Origin of the sequence: Halomonas sp. KAO, assembly GCF_015595025.1 — a bacterium.
Classification (GTDB): domain Bacteria; phylum Pseudomonadota; class Gammaproteobacteria; order Pseudomonadales; family Halomonadaceae; genus Halomonas.
In genome coordinates this window covers 17653-32322 of record NZ_JADNRL010000008.1, presented here as the reverse complement: position 1 = coordinate 32322, position 14670 = coordinate 17653, and the positions used below count along the sequence as shown (strand labels likewise).

The following is a 14670-nucleotide window of genomic DNA, read 5'->3' as shown; positions in this document are numbered from 1 at the left end:
AATTCAAATCCCTCTCAGCTTATCCATTCTGTTCGATATATATAGTGCCGCATCTATCTCACTTAAATTCTGCTCTCGCATCACCCGCATGCGCTCTGCCTTCTCCTCGCCCTCGGTGCCGGCCAGGGCCAGATAGAGGCTGGGAGGCACCACCCGGAATAGCGCTTCCAGACGCCCTGACAGCAGAACTCCCTCGGTGTACTTCTTCGACACCTTGGTGGCGGAGGCCATCAGCTTGCGCTGGGTGCTGGTGAGCTCCTTGAAGCGGCTAACCTGCTCGATCTCGTCCGGCGGCATGTAGAGACACAGCCAGAACTCGATCATGTTGAGTAGCTTGCGGGCAGCGTCTGGGAAGTCCTCGAGGTTCTGGGTGGCCATCCAGATCCAGTGGGAGAGCTTGCGACCCATCTTGCCCACCTTGACCAGGTAGGGGCTCAGCAGCGGGTTGACGGTGAGCAGATGGCACTCGTCGATGACCTGGACGATGGGGCGCCCGCTGTACTGGTCGCGCTCGGCCAGGTTGGTGATCATATTGGTTACGCTGATCACCGACAGGGCGAGCTGGGCCTCATAGCCCTCCCGAGCGAAGTGGGCCAGGTCAATGATGGTCACGTCGCATTCGGGCCAGGCGGCGCCGGGACGGTTGAATACTTCGCCGTCGAAGCCATCACAGAACAGCCCCATGGCCTCGCCCATATCATAGGCGCGGCGCTGCCGCTCATCGGGGATACCGGACTTCCGTGAGATGGCATAGAGCGCCTCGCGCACGTCCTGGGTCATGCAGTCGCGACCTTCATCTCGGCAGCGCTCCGCCGCCCGGTAGATCGCATCGCGGACCATGCGCCGGTCGGCACGACGAAACTCCCGCTCCTCCTTGGGATCACCGCCGGTGATCATCAGCCGAGCGGTGATCTCCATCTCCCCAAGCAGATCGCGCTCCTCGTCAGGCTGCCCCTCTTCCTCCTCCAGGGGCGCTTCCTCGAAGGGGTTGGCATCCTCAGCGTCTCGGGCCAGGCGCCTCTCTTCCACCTCGTTCTGCAGCAGCCGCGAGGCTGCCGCGAAGGGCGGCAGCCTCGCCCCGCAGCCCGGCGACAGCTTGACCTGATTGACGCTCATGCCCTTGCGCTCGAAATACTGGCCCAGCAACCCGAAGCTGTTGCCTACCTCAATGATAAAGAGCCGCGGACGGTGTATGGCCATGACCTGGCTCAGCACGCCGTTCAGAGTGGCCGACTTGCCCGCCCCGGTGGGACCGAACACCAGCATATGGGCGTTGGCCGAGCGGTCCTCGAGATTCAGTGGGTCGAAGCTGAAGGTTTCGCCGCCGCGATTGAAGAATGTCATGCCGGGGTGACCGGTGCCGCGGCCGCGCCCGAACACCGGCGCCAGGTTGGCCAGGTGGTGGGCGTAATTGAACTGGGTGTACCAGCGATTCTTGCGATCCTGCTCCGGATCGAAGTTCATCGGCAGCCAGCGCAGATAAGTGTTGAGGCCGGCGACCTCATCCTCCGGATCCACCGGTGAGAGGTTTACCTGCAGCAGCTGGGTAGCCAGCTCCATGCTGCGCTGCTGGAGATCCTGCTCATTCTCGCCCATCAGGTAAAACGCCAGTGTGCTCTGGTAGAGCTTGTGGTTTTGCCCCAGATAGAGGCGGGCAGTCTCGCAGTCTTCACGCACCTGGCGAGCCAGCACGCTATCGCCCACTGCCTTGTTGTGCAGGCGATTGATGTGGTCCTCCAGAGGCTCCTGGGGCGTGGCGACGATGGTCAGTACCGCCTCGGTGCCCTCGGGTAGCTTGTCCATCAGGGCGTTGCTCGCCTGGCCGTCGGAACGACGCACTTCGCCGGTGAGATGCCCCACCACCGGCACCCGGCGCATCTCCTCCACCACCACGCAGCACTGCGGTAGTCCGTCGAACCACCAGAGCCCGGTCTCTACATCGCCCTGGGGCGAGTTGAAGAGCATTCCCTCGGCCAGATCGTAGTTCCAGGCCACCTCATCGGCTTCCTCGGGATAGTCGCACAGGGTATAGAAGCGCGACGGATCCTCTGGTGCCAGCCGCGGTCGCGGATTGAAGCGCGGCAGCAACCAGCGGTGAAAGGCGCGCCCGTCATAGCGCTTCAGGCGCAGGCCCGCGCCGTGCAGCGCAGCAGCCAACCGATCATAGACCTGATTGGCGGCCTGTTCGGGCGAAAGCCCCCGCTGGCGTTCTCCCGTCTGGCGTTTCTTGCCGAGCCAGCGGTAGAGCACCAGGCGCGTGCGGCGGGTCTGGCCTCGCCACTGGGTCTGGGTCACGCCGTCATCCTGAAATAATCCGCCTGGCTTGGAGATGGCCCTGAGATGAGCGCCCATGCTCGTCAGCCAGTCCTGGGTAAACTCGGTCTCTCGAGCCCGAGGCCGCACATAATCACGCATGCGCTCCAGGTCGGGACGGGCATCGACTTCATCCCTGACGAAGAGCTGTACCACCCAGGGGTGCTGATCATACTCCGGCAGGCTGTCCTGGAAGGCGGCTTCAATCTGGTCACGAATCGCCTCAAGCGACTCCGGGGCACGGCCCTCGGTGGCGATGGGGAAGACCTCGGCCACCACGCCTACCGACACTCCATCCTCCAGGAGGAAGCAGCCCGACTCCGGCAGGTACTCCACCCAGGGCAGATAGTTGCTGAACGACGGCGCCCGACGGAAATGCGAGCAAAGCTCGGCCACGGAAGGCGCCTTGCCTCGCGGTAGGCTCAGAGGCCTACCATGCATATCGTTGCTCAGCGCCGCCGCCTCTGTGGGCAACGACGGCTCCGCAGGAGATATCGGCAGTGCCTCATCCAGGGGCTTCCCCTGGCCAGCCTTGGCGCTGCCAAACAGCCGATTCATCAGATTATCGAACTGGGACATCAGAGTGCCCTCCCGTCGACCCACTCTGCAGTGGTTCGGGCGCTCTCCCCGGGCATCGCGTACTGGGTGCGCTGATAGAAGGGGAACACCGTCGAGTAGCCGGGCACCGGCACCTGCTCTGTCCCGGCCAAGTGCGGGAAGACGTACATCACCAGATCCGGGTTGGGCAGACGGCGGAACTGGCTGTAGATCTCGTTGCCCACATCACGGCTGTAACGCAGCTGCTCAGTGATCATGTCGTCACCCTGCAGCGGACGGCGCAGTGCGCTGCGCGCGTCCAGCAGGCGACGCTCGTCGGTGCTGTAGCCGGCCTGGCTCTGCCAGATTTCCATCATGGTGGACTCACCCACTGGCATCAGCTCCTCCTGGGAAGTGGCGCAGCCCGCCACTGCCAGAGTGGTCATCAGGGCCATCAGTGGCCTGGCGGCGCTACGGCAGACCGAGGTTGTCCGCACCAGAACGGTCATATCGCACCCTCCTTCCTTGTGTCTCATAGTCGATGGGCAGCTCGCGTTCGATATGGATGGCGACCGGCTGACCCGGGGGAACATAGACGGCGTCGAAAGTCTGGCCGAAGCGCTCCTGCACCCACTGGCGCACGTCGGAGACGCCGCCGGCCAGGGCCTGGCTGGCGGCATAGCGTCCAGAGTCGCCGGTCAGACCGCTGACCACGCCGCCGCTGTCCACACTGGTGGTGACCTCGTTCATCGCCATGGCATCGGCACCGACCTCGGCGGCGCCCAGAATGAAGCTGGTCAGCAGGAACTGTTGGGCGTTGGTCTTGCGATCTCCGGGAATGCAGGGCAGTCCGCGCGGATCGGAGAGCCAGCCGAGGGTGGTGCGGTTCGAGCCATCACCGGAATTGACGTCATCGGGAGTTGGCAGGGTGCGCACGGTGCCGTCCTTAAAGACGAAGGTCATCGAGTTGACCTGGCCACGCACGCAGGAGAGCGTCCAGTCGCCTGTCGCCGTGCCGCTGACAATGGCGCTCTCCACCTCGGGCAGGGTGACGCCGTTGGCGGTGAGGTTCTCGCGGCCGATCACTACCTTGAACGGATAGGGGTCATTGACGGTGCCGTCGATAGGTACCCGGCCCAGCAACGCCGTCATGGCCACCGAGCCCATCAGAGTGGAGTTCTCCGGCAGGGTATAGACAGGCTCCACGGGGGACTCATCGGGGCGACCGGTCACCCGACTCTCCACTGCGCTGGTGGCATGCTGGGCCGCTTCGCCAAACTGACCTGCCGCCTCGCCGAAGCGGGTGGGGAAGGTCGTTTCGCCACTCCCTCGCTCATCCTCCTGAGCGTCCAGCGGCTCGACCCAGGTCAGTGAATGCGTCGATCCAGGGCCTGAGTAGATCGTTCCGTTGGGACCGCCACCACCTTCCAGACCGAGGCCAATGGGGAGATCCTCACTTCCCGTGTCATCCACCTGCTGACGCAGCTGATCCAATTGACGCTGAAGGGTGTTCAACAGTGGATTGCTCTGTTGTGTCTGCTCAACCTCCTGACGCAACTGCTCACGCTCGCGGCGCAGCGCCTCTTCGATGGCCCCATCCACATCCTGATCGCGACTCATCAGCCGTTCGTTCTGGTCGCGTAGCGCCTGAGTTTCCGCCTGGGCCTGCTCCAGATCGCGACGCATGGCCTGCACATGCCCAACGAGAGTGGCCACGGTATCCCGCGGGGTGTCCCCCTCGATGCCAAGTGCCTGCAGCTCATCGTCATTCAGGGTCAGGGTCGGGTCTGTCTCCGCAGTTTCAGCATCTGTACCAGCATCGCCACCCCCCAGGCTGCGCACCACGATCAGCAGGACGATCACCAACAGCGCAGGAACCAGCACCTTCAGCAGGGTATTGCTGCGTAGCGTCATAAGGAGCCCTCCTCAGCGTCAGGCGCTTCCCTCAGCAAGCTCAGCGCCCTGTCCAGGCCACCGCTCCGGGTGACCAGAAAGACCGTAGTGGTATCCTCCATCGAGCCCCGCGGAGCCAGGTAGGGGTGCATGAACGTCGCGGAGTAGAAGTCTCCCTGCAGCCAGCGCGGATCGAGTTCGAAAGCGCGCTGCCGGTCGTTGTTCTCCAGTTTCACCGCCGTCACCGTCCAGCCATCGAACCGCCAGGCTCCCAGGGGCGTGGCAGTCACCGGCAGCGTTGGTAGCAGAGTGCTCAGAGACTCGGGTAACCGCATGGGCACACGGGTGGCCCCTCGCAGAGGCTCGATGGTCCGCTGCGGCGCGTAGAGAGACTGGGCCGCATACTGGGTCAGCCGCACGGGTATCGGCGTGGAAGCCGAGTGCTGGGCGTCCCTGGGTAAAGCGCCCTTCGACGATGACGAGGTCTTCGTTACCTCCGCACCGCTGCTTCCTGAGGTGGTGCTGTCTGAAGATGCCTCGCGGCTGTCCACCACCAGGACCTCCTCGCTGCTGGCTCCCTCACGGGCCAGAAGATCCAGCAGCAGCACATCCCCACTCTCCACATCCTGCACTCGCACCCGCTGAGTCTCGAAGGCCTCAAAGGCTTTCAAGTAAAGCACGCCCCCAGCACTCTGGACGCGCAGCACTTCGGGGTTAGCCAGAGCCGATGGCAACCCTACCCGCACATTGCGCTCCAGGATAACGATACGCTCCTTATCCACCGGCAGCGGTATCTCCAGGGGACGGCGTTCCCAGTGCATGACCTCTACCGCCATGGCATCGCCGATCAACACCGCACTCGTCAGGCAAGCCAGTATCACGCGCTTCATAGGGGATCTCCTTCATCCTCGCGGCCGGGCACGGCCAGGCGCTGCGGGGTGCCCTCGAAGCAATCCACTTGAAGCCCCCAGGGGTTACGCTCGGGATCCACATCGGCCCGCACTACGCGCAGCGGGTAGCGAACGAACAGGTCGCGTACCGGCGTGCCGGCGTACTGCTCGTCGATGGCCATATCCAGGGTCACAATCCAGGCATCGCGACTCAGAACCTCGACGGCACTGGCGCGATACCCGCGACCGGGGATCTCGTAGATGCCACGTACGCGCCCGGAGAGCTCCTGACGATGGTTGCGAGCCTCATAGTCGTTGCTCAGGTAGCGCTGACAAGAGGGGGTGAGAAAGGGTGAGTAAGACTGTAGATTGCGCTGGTAGTCGATCTGGCCATCGGCAGGCCAGCGGTTGATCTGCTGCCAGACATAAAACCCGAAGGCATAGACGCTCGACGGATCGACCTCCCACCAGGCGCGGGTGCTGCCGGAGCGCAGGTCTGGCGGATTGTGGATGGTCAGGTTCTCCGGGGCCGACTTCCAGCCCCACCACAGACCGGCGCTCAACAGTGTCAGCATCACAATGACCAGGCGCAGGGTGGTGATATGGGCATCCCGGGCGCTGAGTGCGTGACGAAAGCGACTCATGGCCGTCCCCCCGGTTGGTGGTGCAACCGCCGCCGCGAGTAGGGGCCGGAGCGGGTAATCAGGGTCTCGCCGCCCCACAGCCGAATACCCTGCCGAGCCATGCGAAACTGCAGACTGCGATAGATCCAGGAGGCAGGACGACCGCGGCGCAACCGCCGCATGACGGCCCCGCCGAAGTAGAGCGCCACACCAGCAGAGGCGAAGGCCACAGTGGGCACCATGGCGATGGCCCCCAGCAGCCAGGCACTTATCGCGCCCGGCAGCAGGCCTGCGGCCAGGCCGCTCAGGACCATCATCCCAACCTCGTGTCCGGTCATCCCTCGAAACACCACCGGTGCGGTATTCAGACGGGTCGGCAAAAAGTCGAGACGGCTTGCCATCAGAGGATCTCCGCCGCCTTGGTCGCCAGCCAGATGATGGCGATGATCAGCACTACCCCAACAACTACTACCACGCCAAACTTCGACCACTCGCCTCGTACCCGGGCCTCGTTGAAGGTGGCGATAGAGGCGATGGCGACGATCAAGAAGGCCACTGTGGCCAGGATCAGGCCTCCCAGTGCGCCGAAGTCGAACAGATAGTTCTGGAGAGTGGTCAGCAGACCACCCCCCTCCCCTCGCGATGGCGCCTCCATGGTGGGTAGCCCCTGTGCCACGGCCTGCGGTACCAGTCCCACTGCGGCCAGGGCGGCAAAGCTTCGGGTACGGGCACGAGAAAAGCGTGAACGCACGGTAGTCATAACGAGCTCCTTTTGCATGACAGAGGTGCGAGGCCAGTGGCCTCAGAGGAAAATCCAGAACATCACCACGACCAGGAAGACGGCACGCAGGGCGGCAAAGCCGAAGTCGTCGCCGCTAACACGCCTCTTGGCGTAGCCTCGATAGGAGGAAATGGCGCTCCAGCACGCCCAGAGCAGCACCACGGTGCAGCCCACTCCGGCGATCAGGACACCCAAGGGAGACGCCTCGAAGCCGGCACCGGCGGCAAAGGCCTCCATCAGTGCAGCTCCCGCAGGTAATCACCGGCGAGCGGTGCCGGCTGGCGAGGCGGCAAGCGAGGGGGAGCCAGTACCTCATCGATCCCCTCGGCGACGGACTCGATATCACGACGCAGACGCGGCACATCCAAAAAGACGCGAGTGGTATCAGGATCAAATTCGCCGACACGATTCTCGAGCCGATCCACAATGCGTTGGGTCTGAGTCAGCTGATCCTGGATCAAGGCCAGGTCCTGGCGGGCAATCTCATCGCGGATCCCATCACGCTCGGCGGCATGGACAGAGCCAGGTTGTGTGTCCAACAGTGTCAGAAGCAGGAGCGACAGGGCTTGTGGCAAGCGGCGAAGTGTCATGGCAAGACAGTCCATCCGTTGGCTGGGTTTTCCTCCATCCTGTCGCCCGCCTGGGTGCAGCGCAGCAGGAAACCATAAGCGCCACACACGTTGTTTATCTGAGCCAGCTCAACCCCATAGATAGGCAAGCGCCGGTGCCCGTCCAGGCTCCGGTGGGTGACGTCTGGAAAGCGGGTATACCTCAGAGGTACTTCTTGAAGCTCCCCGTGGCGATGCTGACCAGCAGACCGAAGAGTGCCGCACAAGGGAGAAGGAAGGCATTGGGATGGATGGCAAAGGGCACGCTCAGATAGAGCAGCCAGCCCACCACGAAGACCGGCGTGATGGCTCGTTTGGCATGGTGATAGATGAAGGCGGACTCGCGTCCCGCGCCGAAACGACGCAAGTCACGGCGTACCAGGCCGTCGACGAAACCCACCAGGGCCGCCAGGGCGAAGAGCGGCGAGGTCAGCAACAGGATGACCACCCGGGTCAGGGTCATCAACGTGACGTAGAGCGCCGCCTGCACGTAGATATGCAGGGTACCGAGCCAGCCGCCATGATGGGCGCTGTTCTCGAGCCATGCCGATATTCCACTCTTCACGAACAGCCACTCATGGGTATTGGTAACCGCCCGGGTTGCCAGGGCGACCGGGTCCGAGACCAGCAGCGAGCGGGTAAAGGTGGTATCCAGCCGGGCCACCTCCGCTTCCAGAGTCTCCAAGGCATGTTGCGCTCCGGGCTCTCCCCACCACTGCCAGTAAATCCCCGCCCACTCGACCAGCACGGACATCAGCAGCGACACCACCAGCACCGCCATGATCTGGAACGGCAGGCCGAACAGCATGGACAGCCAGCCGCGGCGTGTTTCCTGAGCTCGCTCAGCCGTGGCCACCTCAGTGCACCCTCACCGGCGTCAGCGAACAGAGTAGTGACCAGCGACGATCCTGGTAGTGCAGAATCAACCGCCCCTCATGAGGATGCTCGCCCTGCTCCCACACCGGCGAGAGCCCCTTGCGATAGGCGCGCTGAGTCAGCTCGATGCGGTCGATGCCGATGATCACGTAGTCGAGCAGCCCGAACAGGGTCTGAGGCAGCTCACTCAACGAGCCACTCTCCAGAGCGACGCTGGAGACAATGGCGGTTGCTGCGGTATCACTCGTCATGGGCGTTGTCTCGATGCTCATCATGGTTCTCCATCTCTTGAGCCAGCGGCCACTCGTCGAGCAGCTTATATTCGGCCTCCTCCCTGGAGGGCGCCTCAGCTCGAGATACTGTCTGAGTACGCGGCGCCTCCTGGGCATCATTGCGCTGTACCGCAAGCTCAGCCCCCAGATCCCCCAGTTCCAGGTTTACCGGCGGCGGCATCACCGCGGTCCACCACTGCTCGCCGGTGGTGTAGTCACGCTTCATCCGCTCGGCGAGCTCGGCGATGCTGCCGGGAATATCCTCGTGCTTGTCGGGCAGCGGTAGCGGCATACGTACCTTCCAGAGCTGGCCGCCCTCCAGCAGGGCGAAGGCTTGCCCCTTGGGCAGCGAGACCACGTCTGCCGGCTCGATCATCGGCACCTGTACGGTGCTGATGCGATCTCCGCCGGAGCTGGTGAAGTCGATATCGTTGGCGATATCACTGGAATCGGAGGCCATGCTGACCAGCATGCGCGTGGCCACATTGACCTGACGCAGCTGCCGAGTCAGTAACTCGGCGGTCTTCTCCTCGCGCACCCGCAGCATCACCAGGTTGTTGAAGTTGCCGACCACCTGGCCGGCCTTGGCGGCATTGCCGATGCGCGCCTCGATGTCGGAAAGGGTCTGGGTGTAGGCGGTCACCTGAATCCCCGCGCCGCCCCCCTTGTTGATGAGCGGTATGAACTCGTCGCCCATCAACTCGTTGAACTCGTCGCAGTGCAGATTGATCGGCATCTTGCCCATGCGCTTGCCATTCACCGCCGGCAAACCGTCGTCGATGCCGTGCTTGTAGATATGGCCGGCCACAGAGACCAGATCAGCGAACATGGAATTGCCTACCGCCTGGGCTACCTCGAAGTCGCTCATGGCATCCAGCCCCACGTAGACGATGCCGCGCTTGCGGATGATCTGCTGCCAATCGATGATCGGCCGAGGATCCTCGATGTCGTCATAGTCCGGCGAAAGCAGCTCGGCGATGCGCCCGGTGGTCAGCTTCTCCAGCAGCGGTAGCAGAGAGGCCACGATCTTGTCGAAGTAGGTCTTGTCGTAGCGCACGGCGCTGCGAAGACCCTCGAGCACGGCGTCCACCACCTTGATCTGCTGCAGGTACTGCTCGATGGCCACCACTCGCTTGTCGCGCCCTTGAAACTGGCGTGGGATGTTCTTGTCGTTGAGCTTGCCCTCGATGGTGGTAATGCGCTCCCAGGCGTGCTGGTCATGGCGGGTCAGGGTCTGCTGGGCGTACTCGATCATCAGGCCATCGATGTTCACCACGTCCGAGAGAATCTGCTCGTAGGTGGGGCGCTGTCCCAGGGCATGACGGGCCCGGGCCACGATGTTGACGAAGCGCCAGGCGAACTCGCGGAAGGCGGCGCTGTTGCCCTCCCCGGAGAGCTGACCGGCGAGCCGGGTCGCCACTTCGGAGATGCGCCCGAAACGGCCCACGGCGTTGTAGCGCGCCGAAATATCTGGCCAGCCCAGGTGGAAGACATAGAACTCGTCGCCCCGGCCCGCCCGCTGGGCCTCGGCATACATGCGAATCATCAGATCGGCGTCGCCCTTGGGATCGAAGGCGATCACCACGTCGCCGCGGTGAATATCCTGAGTGATCAGGATCTCGGCGAGCCGGGTCTTGCCGACCCGGGTGGTGCCCTCCACCAAGGTATGGCCGACCCTCTCCCCGAGGGGCAGATAGACATCGCGCTCCCTCCACTCAACGGCATGCAGCGCCGGCATGCCGCCCACCGGCGGCAGCGGGCGTACCGGATTCCAGGTCACATCCGCGGCGAGCAGCTTCACCAGCGGCCGACTGGTCCCATAGCGTTCCAGCCGATTCTCCAGCTCACGGGCCCAGCGGTAGGCTGGCCCCGGACGCAGATAGCGTTGCACGTGAGGCTGCTGGCTCTCATGGAGCCGTTGGGTGTGGCGCGCCTCCCACTTGAAGCCCTTGCCCATCCACAGCAGTCGCTGGCTGACCGGAATCTGCCGACTGCGCAGCGCGAAGCGCGGCAGGCGCTTCATGTTGCGACGGTAGCGAAGTACCAACCAGGCCTGTCGAACACGCCAAAGCCCGAAGGCGGCAAAGCCTGCCGCCATGCCATAGCCCACGCTGGGCGACAAGGCCAGCGACCAGGGCGCCATGACGCAGAGCACCGCACAGGCCAGGCAGACCAGGGCAGTATTGAGCTCTACCGCTGGGCGCAGTAGCGCCTCCAGGGGGTGTGTCTGGTTCATCGCGCGTCCTCTACTGCTCCAGCCCTTGAGACGTCACCAGCACCGGGTAGTGAGCAAGTCCCAGCCGGCCGGCCAGGTCGTCCCCTGGCGTGGACCGCAGCTCGAGCCCCGGCGCCGTCTCGCGCAAGCGCTGTAGCCCCTCGGGCGTGGCCACCTGAACGATCAGACCCACGGCGTTAAGCTCGCTCAGGATCTCCCCGCGAGCCTCCAGCCAGCGCAGCGACAGCGGATCGTCTCCGACCAGGAAGAAAGGCGTCATGCGGCCGGGCAGCTCAAGCGGGCGAAAGCCCACCTCCCCGGGGGATAGCCGCTCGCTGCTCACCGGCAGCATATCTGTCTCGCTGAACGCCACCGGCACACTGGGGGTCGGCACATAGCCCTCCGCCTCCGGCACATTAGCCATGCCGATGGCAACAAAGTAGGGACGGGCCGGTTCACCGCCATGATCGGCGAGCACCTCCAGCACAGGACGCCCAGACGATGACATTCGGGCCATGGTTTCTGCCTGGGCACTGGCGACAAGTAGCCCGAAGAGCCCAACCATCAGCAGAGATAACGCCCGGCAGCGACAGTCACGCATCAGCATCAAGATCTTCCTCCAGCGCAACCTCACTGCTCTCCTCCCGATACTCTTCAGGGGAGCCATGGGCATCTCCGTGGCAGTAGTCGACGGGCGGCTCGATTTCGCGGGGCTCCCGCCAGGCCAATGCCCCGCAGTAGGGGCAGCGATAGGGGGCAGAACAGGTCATTGATGGCATCTCCTTCAGTTGGCTGCCAGCTGCCGCTGGCGAGACGTGCTCAAGCGCTCGAGCTCTGCGGCAACGATGCAGCGATAGCGGGCCGCTGGCTCCCCGCCGGCGGGTCGGTGGTAGCGCCCGGCCGCCTGAACCCAGTCACCGGTGGCCTCGAAGTGGCCGCGCAGCAGCCGTGCCGCCTCCTCCAGGTTGGCGTAGGGGTTGAGGGCATCGCAGGGATTCGAGAAGCGCTTGCCGGCGCCGAATAGCTGCGGCTGCCAGCGCACGTTAAGCTGGGCAATGCCCACGTCCACCAGGCGGGTCTCCTGGAGGGCCTGCATCAGGGCGCTGCAGGCCGCCCGGCGGGTTGCGAAGCGGAAGCCCTCCCCCGCCACGTTCAGCGTCCATGGCCAGGGACGGCGACCCGCCTTCAGGCTGACCACCGACTCAGTTGTCGCCACCGCATAGAGCACTTCAGGCGGGACTTGATGCAGGCTTGCTGCATCGAAATAGGCCGGAGGCACCGCTGCCGCCTTGGCCAGCGATGCCAGCACTGCCAGGCAACAACCTAGTGCCAGGCCCATCACCAGATGTGGACATGCTTTCCGCCCCATACTGACCGCCTCCCTCACCTGGGATAGACCTGGGGCAGCGACCCGACGGTGATACCCTGCTCTAGGTTCGGTTCGCCGTGGTTGAGGGTGATATCTCTTGCCCGCACGCGGGCAGCCGGCACATCCACGCGACGCGCCCAGTCGCGTATCACCGCATCGTCACCGCCGGTGTCGAGAACAAAGATATCCATCTGGGCCCCCTGGGCGATCAGCTCGCTGACGGTGCTGTCGCATCGCTCGCAGGCTTCGACCGCCACGTACACTGTCAATCGAGCCTGCAGTGAGCCCTCATCGGCGAAGTGAAAGGCTGATCGTGGCCGCAGGGTGAACTCGTTCACGGGCATCTCATCGGAGTAGAGGCGCTGCCAGGCTTTATCGTAGGCACGCTGGAATGCCAGCTCTCGCTCGGTGCGGGCGCGCTCCACCTCAACCAGCAGTTCTGCATAGCGGCGGCGCTCCTCGGGGCTGCGCGCCTCGACACCAAGGGCGGTAATGGGATCAAGGTTGGGCGACCAGATCCCTCGCGGCCCCTCCATCAGCGTCTCGTAGCGCTCCCAGTCTCGCTCGTTCAGCTTCCAGGCCTCGGCCTGCTCCGTCCGGGTACGGATGCGCTCACTCTCGAGCATCTGCTGCGCCTCTTGAATCACGGCGGAGGCATCGGACCGTCTCTCCAGGGTGGGCTCGGCACCGCTCTGGCTTCCCAGCAGTGCCATGGCGACGGTCACCACGGACACAACAGAACGCTTCAGGTTTCTCATCTCAAGCTCTCCGGGGCCTCAGGGAATCTGGACGTCGACCGCGCGGCCGTTACGGTTGAAGACGGCGTGACTGCCGCGAATCCTGGTCAGCTCCCAGCCACCCTGGCGATCCCCGATGCCTAGCAGCCGGATATCGAGCAGGTTCGACAGGCCATTGGGTGACACGCCGACGTAGAGGCGGCCACCGCGGGACTCGATGCCGGTAACCTGGAACGGAGGAGACGGCGGAGCCGCTGACCGCGGCATCTTGCGGGCAGGTGTTGGGCGTGGCTCGGCCTGCTGACGCTTGCTCTGCTCAAGGCGCTCGCTCAGCGTCTGGATCTGCTCGTTCTGGGCGGTGACGCGCAGGTTGAGCTCGCTATCCAGGCGGCTCAGTTCCTCGGCCAGCCCAGCGAAGCGGGGCTCAATCTGCTTCAGCTGAGCTTGATTGGCAGCGCTTTCCTTAACTCGCTGCTCGGCCTGTTCGAGGCGCTGTCCCAGGTCCGTAAGGCGCTGCTCCAGAGTGGCCTGCTGGGACTCTACTCGAGCCAGTACCTCCTCCAGGGGCACCACCGCCCGCTGCACCTGGGACTGCACCAGGGATTCCACCGGCACCTCGTCGGGAGCCGCTCTCAACAGCAGGGCCCCTGACACCACAGCGCCGGCCAGGCTTACCGCCAGCAGGCCATATAGAGCCTTCCTGCTGCCCTTCCTGCTGCCTTTCCCTGCTCCTCGCTTGTCGCGATGCGGCGGCTCCATAGACTTGTGGTTGGGCGGCAGCTCGGTGGGCTCACTCATTGCTCACCTCCGCCACCGCTGCAGGGCTCTTATCGCGACTGTCGTCACCATGCTCCGGCATGTAGCGGATATCTCGCACCTGGTAGCAGACCTCTCTGGCTACGGGATCGACCTCCAGCTCCCAGGCATCGCCTCCCAGTACCTGCAGGGCCTCACGTAACGGCATGGGGCCCAGCCGATAGTGAGCCGCCGGTAGCGGCTTGCGATAGAGAGTTCGCTGAGGTGGACCCAGGGTGGGACAGAGGGAGTAACCGGTATGGCGAAGGGTGTACTGCAGCGCATCCCCCACGCTGGCAGTCATCGACGCTGGAATGCGCACGTCGATAATCTGCTCCAGGAGATAGCGCTGACCCAGCGAGGCCCGAGTGGCAACAAGCTGGTAGCGCCCGGTACGAATCACCTCAACGGCAGGCAGATGGTCGCTGTAGATATCCGGTGCTACACCCCCGATCGTCGGGGGATTGGGGCCGGTGATCACGGCTTGATGCTTCTCTCCCTCGACGTCGGAGTCTGGCAACGAGAGCACCAGTGAATCGGTACTCGAGGATTCAGAAATCTGTGGTGGCTGATGGGCACAGCCCGCCAGCAGCGTGGCAGCGATCAGCGCAGCGGTCGAAAGGGTGGGAAGGTAGAGCATGCGTTGCCTCAAGGGAGTCCATTCAATGGCGTTGAGGCAGGAGGTTCTCGGGTTTGCGGTGGCGGGTCGATTGAAAAGCGTAATCAGGCGGGGAGAGGAAAAACGCCCCAGGTCGGGGCGT

General features: G+C 64.0%; 18 protein-coding genes. All 18 read right to left on the bottom strand.

Annotation, left to right across the window (positions count from 1 at the left end; translation table 11 throughout):
• Positions 1-3 precede the first annotated feature (3 nt).
• Positions 4-2892 (bottom strand): conjugative transfer ATPase, encoded by a 2889-nt coding sequence (locus IOC61_RS02960; protein WP_195687382.1) that lies wholly within the window; start codon positions 2890-2892, stop codon positions 4-6.
• Positions 2892-3359 carry a TIGR03751 family conjugal transfer lipoprotein gene (locus IOC61_RS02955; protein WP_420706324.1) on the bottom strand — a complete coding sequence of 156 codons (468 nt, stop codon included), beginning with the start codon at positions 3357-3359 and terminating at the stop codon, positions 2892-2894. Before IOC61_RS02955 ends, IOC61_RS02960 begins: the two co-directional genes overlap by 1 nt.
• Positions 3322-4764, bottom strand: coding sequence for a TIGR03752 family integrating conjugative element protein (locus IOC61_RS02950; protein WP_195687381.1), 1443 nt, complete (start codon positions 4762-4764; stop codon positions 3322-3324). The genes IOC61_RS02955 and IOC61_RS02950 overlap by 38 nt, the downstream gene beginning before the upstream one ends.
• Positions 4761-5633 (bottom strand): TIGR03749 family integrating conjugative element protein, encoded by an 873-nt coding sequence (locus IOC61_RS02945; RefSeq protein ID WP_195687380.1) that lies wholly within the window; start codon positions 5631-5633, stop codon positions 4761-4763. The genes IOC61_RS02950 and IOC61_RS02945 overlap by 4 nt, the downstream gene beginning before the upstream one ends.
• The gene (locus IOC61_RS02940) at positions 5630-6277 is read right to left on the bottom strand and encodes a PFL_4703 family integrating conjugative element protein (protein ID WP_195687379.1); all 648 of its coding nucleotides are present in this window, start codon (positions 6275-6277) and stop codon (positions 5630-5632) included. Before IOC61_RS02940 ends, IOC61_RS02945 begins: the two co-directional genes overlap by 4 nt.
• Positions 6274-6657, bottom strand: a complete 384-nt coding sequence (locus IOC61_RS02935; protein ID WP_195687378.1) for a TIGR03750 family conjugal transfer protein — start codon at positions 6655-6657, stop codon at positions 6274-6276. The genes IOC61_RS02940 and IOC61_RS02935 overlap by 4 nt, the downstream gene beginning before the upstream one ends.
• Positions 6657-7016, bottom strand: coding sequence for a TIGR03745 family integrating conjugative element membrane protein (locus tag IOC61_RS02930; RefSeq protein WP_229332888.1), 360 nt, complete (start codon positions 7014-7016; stop codon positions 6657-6659). Before IOC61_RS02930 ends, IOC61_RS02935 begins: the two co-directional genes overlap by 1 nt.
• 42 nt (positions 7017-7058) lie before the next feature.
• On the bottom strand, positions 7059-7274 hold the full coding sequence (locus IOC61_RS02925; protein WP_195687377.1) for a TIGR03758 family integrating conjugative element protein: 216 nt from the start codon (positions 7272-7274) through the stop codon (positions 7059-7061).
• Positions 7274-7627: an RAQPRD family integrative conjugative element protein gene (locus tag IOC61_RS02920; RefSeq protein WP_195687376.1), complete on the bottom strand. Its 354-nt coding sequence runs from the start codon at positions 7625-7627 to the stop codon at positions 7274-7276. The genes IOC61_RS02925 and IOC61_RS02920 overlap by 1 nt, the downstream gene beginning before the upstream one ends.
• A gap of 181 nt (positions 7628-7808) precedes the next feature.
• A complete protein-coding gene (locus tag IOC61_RS02915) occupies positions 7809-8501 on the bottom strand; it encodes a TIGR03747 family integrating conjugative element membrane protein (RefSeq protein ID WP_324254674.1) in 693 nt (230 codons plus the stop codon).
• A gap of 1 nt (position 8502) precedes the next feature.
• Positions 8503-8793, bottom strand: coding sequence for a hypothetical protein (locus tag IOC61_RS02910; RefSeq protein ID WP_156940892.1), 291 nt, complete (start codon positions 8791-8793; stop codon positions 8503-8505).
• A complete protein-coding gene (gene traD, locus IOC61_RS02905; RefSeq protein WP_195687375.1) occupies positions 8762-11029 on the bottom strand; it encodes a type IV conjugative transfer system coupling protein TraD in 2268 nt (755 codons plus the stop codon). The genes IOC61_RS02910 and traD overlap by 32 nt, the downstream gene beginning before the upstream one ends.
• Positions 11030-11039: 10 nt before the next feature.
• Positions 11040-11615, bottom strand: a complete 576-nt coding sequence (locus IOC61_RS02900; RefSeq protein ID WP_229332887.1) for an integrating conjugative element protein — start codon at positions 11613-11615, stop codon at positions 11040-11042.
• The gene (locus IOC61_RS02895) at positions 11602-11778 is read right to left on the bottom strand and encodes a hypothetical protein (protein ID WP_156940893.1); all 177 of its coding nucleotides are present in this window, start codon (positions 11776-11778) and stop codon (positions 11602-11604) included. The genes IOC61_RS02900 and IOC61_RS02895 overlap by 14 nt, the downstream gene beginning before the upstream one ends.
• Positions 11779-11792: 14 nt before the next feature.
• The gene (locus IOC61_RS02890) at positions 11793-12377 is read right to left on the bottom strand and encodes a transglycosylase SLT domain-containing protein (RefSeq protein ID WP_229332886.1); all 585 of its coding nucleotides are present in this window, start codon (positions 12375-12377) and stop codon (positions 11793-11795) included.
• A 14-nt stretch (positions 12378-12391) separates the two neighbouring features.
• Positions 12392-13135 carry a TIGR03759 family integrating conjugative element protein gene (locus IOC61_RS02885; protein ID WP_195687374.1) on the bottom strand — a complete coding sequence of 248 codons (744 nt, stop codon included), beginning with the start codon at positions 13133-13135 and terminating at the stop codon, positions 12392-12394.
• Between the two features lie 18 nt (positions 13136-13153).
• A complete protein-coding gene (locus IOC61_RS02880) occupies positions 13154-13912 on the bottom strand; it encodes a hypothetical protein (RefSeq protein ID WP_195687373.1) in 759 nt (252 codons plus the stop codon).
• Positions 13905-14549, bottom strand: coding sequence for a PilL N-terminal domain-containing protein (locus tag IOC61_RS02875; RefSeq protein WP_051530316.1), 645 nt, complete (start codon positions 14547-14549; stop codon positions 13905-13907). The genes IOC61_RS02880 and IOC61_RS02875 overlap by 8 nt, the downstream gene beginning before the upstream one ends.
• Between the last annotated feature and the right edge of the window lie 121 nt (positions 14550-14670).

Coding starts and splice junctions, on each gene's coding strand:
- traD (WP_195687375.1), bottom strand. CDS start 11,029: ATGAACCAGACACACCCCCTGGAGGCGCTACTGCGCCCAGCGGTAGAG.
- IOC61_RS02920 (WP_195687376.1), bottom strand. CDS start 7,627: ATGACACTTCGCCGCTTGCCACAAGCCCTGTCGCTCCTGCTTCTGACA.
- IOC61_RS02930 (WP_229332888.1), bottom strand. CDS start 7,016: ATGACTACCGTGCGTTCACGCTTTTCTCGTGCCCGTACCCGAAGCTTT.
- IOC61_RS02885 (WP_195687374.1), bottom strand. CDS start 13,135: ATGAGAAACCTGAAGCGTTCTGTTGTGTCCGTGGTGACCGTCGCCATG.
- IOC61_RS02945 (WP_195687380.1), bottom strand. CDS start 5,633: ATGAAGCGCGTGATACTGGCTTGCCTGACGAGTGCGGTGTTGATCGGC.
- IOC61_RS02910 (WP_156940892.1), bottom strand. CDS start 8,793: ATGAGCATCGAGACAACGCCCATGACGAGTGATACCGCAGCAACCGCC.
- IOC61_RS02890 (WP_229332886.1), bottom strand. CDS start 12,377: ATGGGGCGGAAAGCATGTCCACATCTGGTGATGGGCCTGGCACTAGGT.
- IOC61_RS02875 (WP_051530316.1), bottom strand. CDS start 14,549: ATGCTCTACCTTCCCACCCTTTCGACCGCTGCGCTGATCGCTGCCACG.
- IOC61_RS02900 (WP_229332887.1), bottom strand. CDS start 11,615: ATGCTGATGCGTGACTGTCGCTGCCGGGCGTTATCTCTGCTGATGGTT.
- IOC61_RS02895 (WP_156940893.1), bottom strand. CDS start 11,778: ATGACCTGTTCTGCCCCCTATCGCTGCCCCTACTGCGGGGCATTGGCC.
- IOC61_RS02880 (WP_195687373.1), bottom strand. CDS start 13,912: ATGAGTGAGCCCACCGAGCTGCCGCCCAACCACAAGTCTATGGAGCCG.
- IOC61_RS02955 (WP_420706324.1), bottom strand. CDS start 3,359: ATGACCGTTCTGGTGCGGACAACCTCGGTCTGCCGTAGCGCCGCCAGG.
- IOC61_RS02960 (WP_195687382.1), bottom strand. CDS start 2,892: ATGTCCCAGTTCGATAATCTGATGAATCGGCTGTTTGGCAGCGCCAAG.
- IOC61_RS02950 (WP_195687381.1), bottom strand. CDS start 4,764: ATGACGCTACGCAGCAATACCCTGCTGAAGGTGCTGGTTCCTGCGCTG.
- IOC61_RS02940 (WP_195687379.1), bottom strand. CDS start 6,277: ATGAGTCGCTTTCGTCACGCACTCAGCGCCCGGGATGCCCATATCACC.
- IOC61_RS02935 (WP_195687378.1), bottom strand. CDS start 6,657: ATGGCAAGCCGTCTCGACTTTTTGCCGACCCGTCTGAATACCGCACCG.
- IOC61_RS02925 (WP_195687377.1), bottom strand. CDS start 7,274: ATGGAGGCCTTTGCCGCCGGTGCCGGCTTCGAGGCGTCTCCCTTGGGT.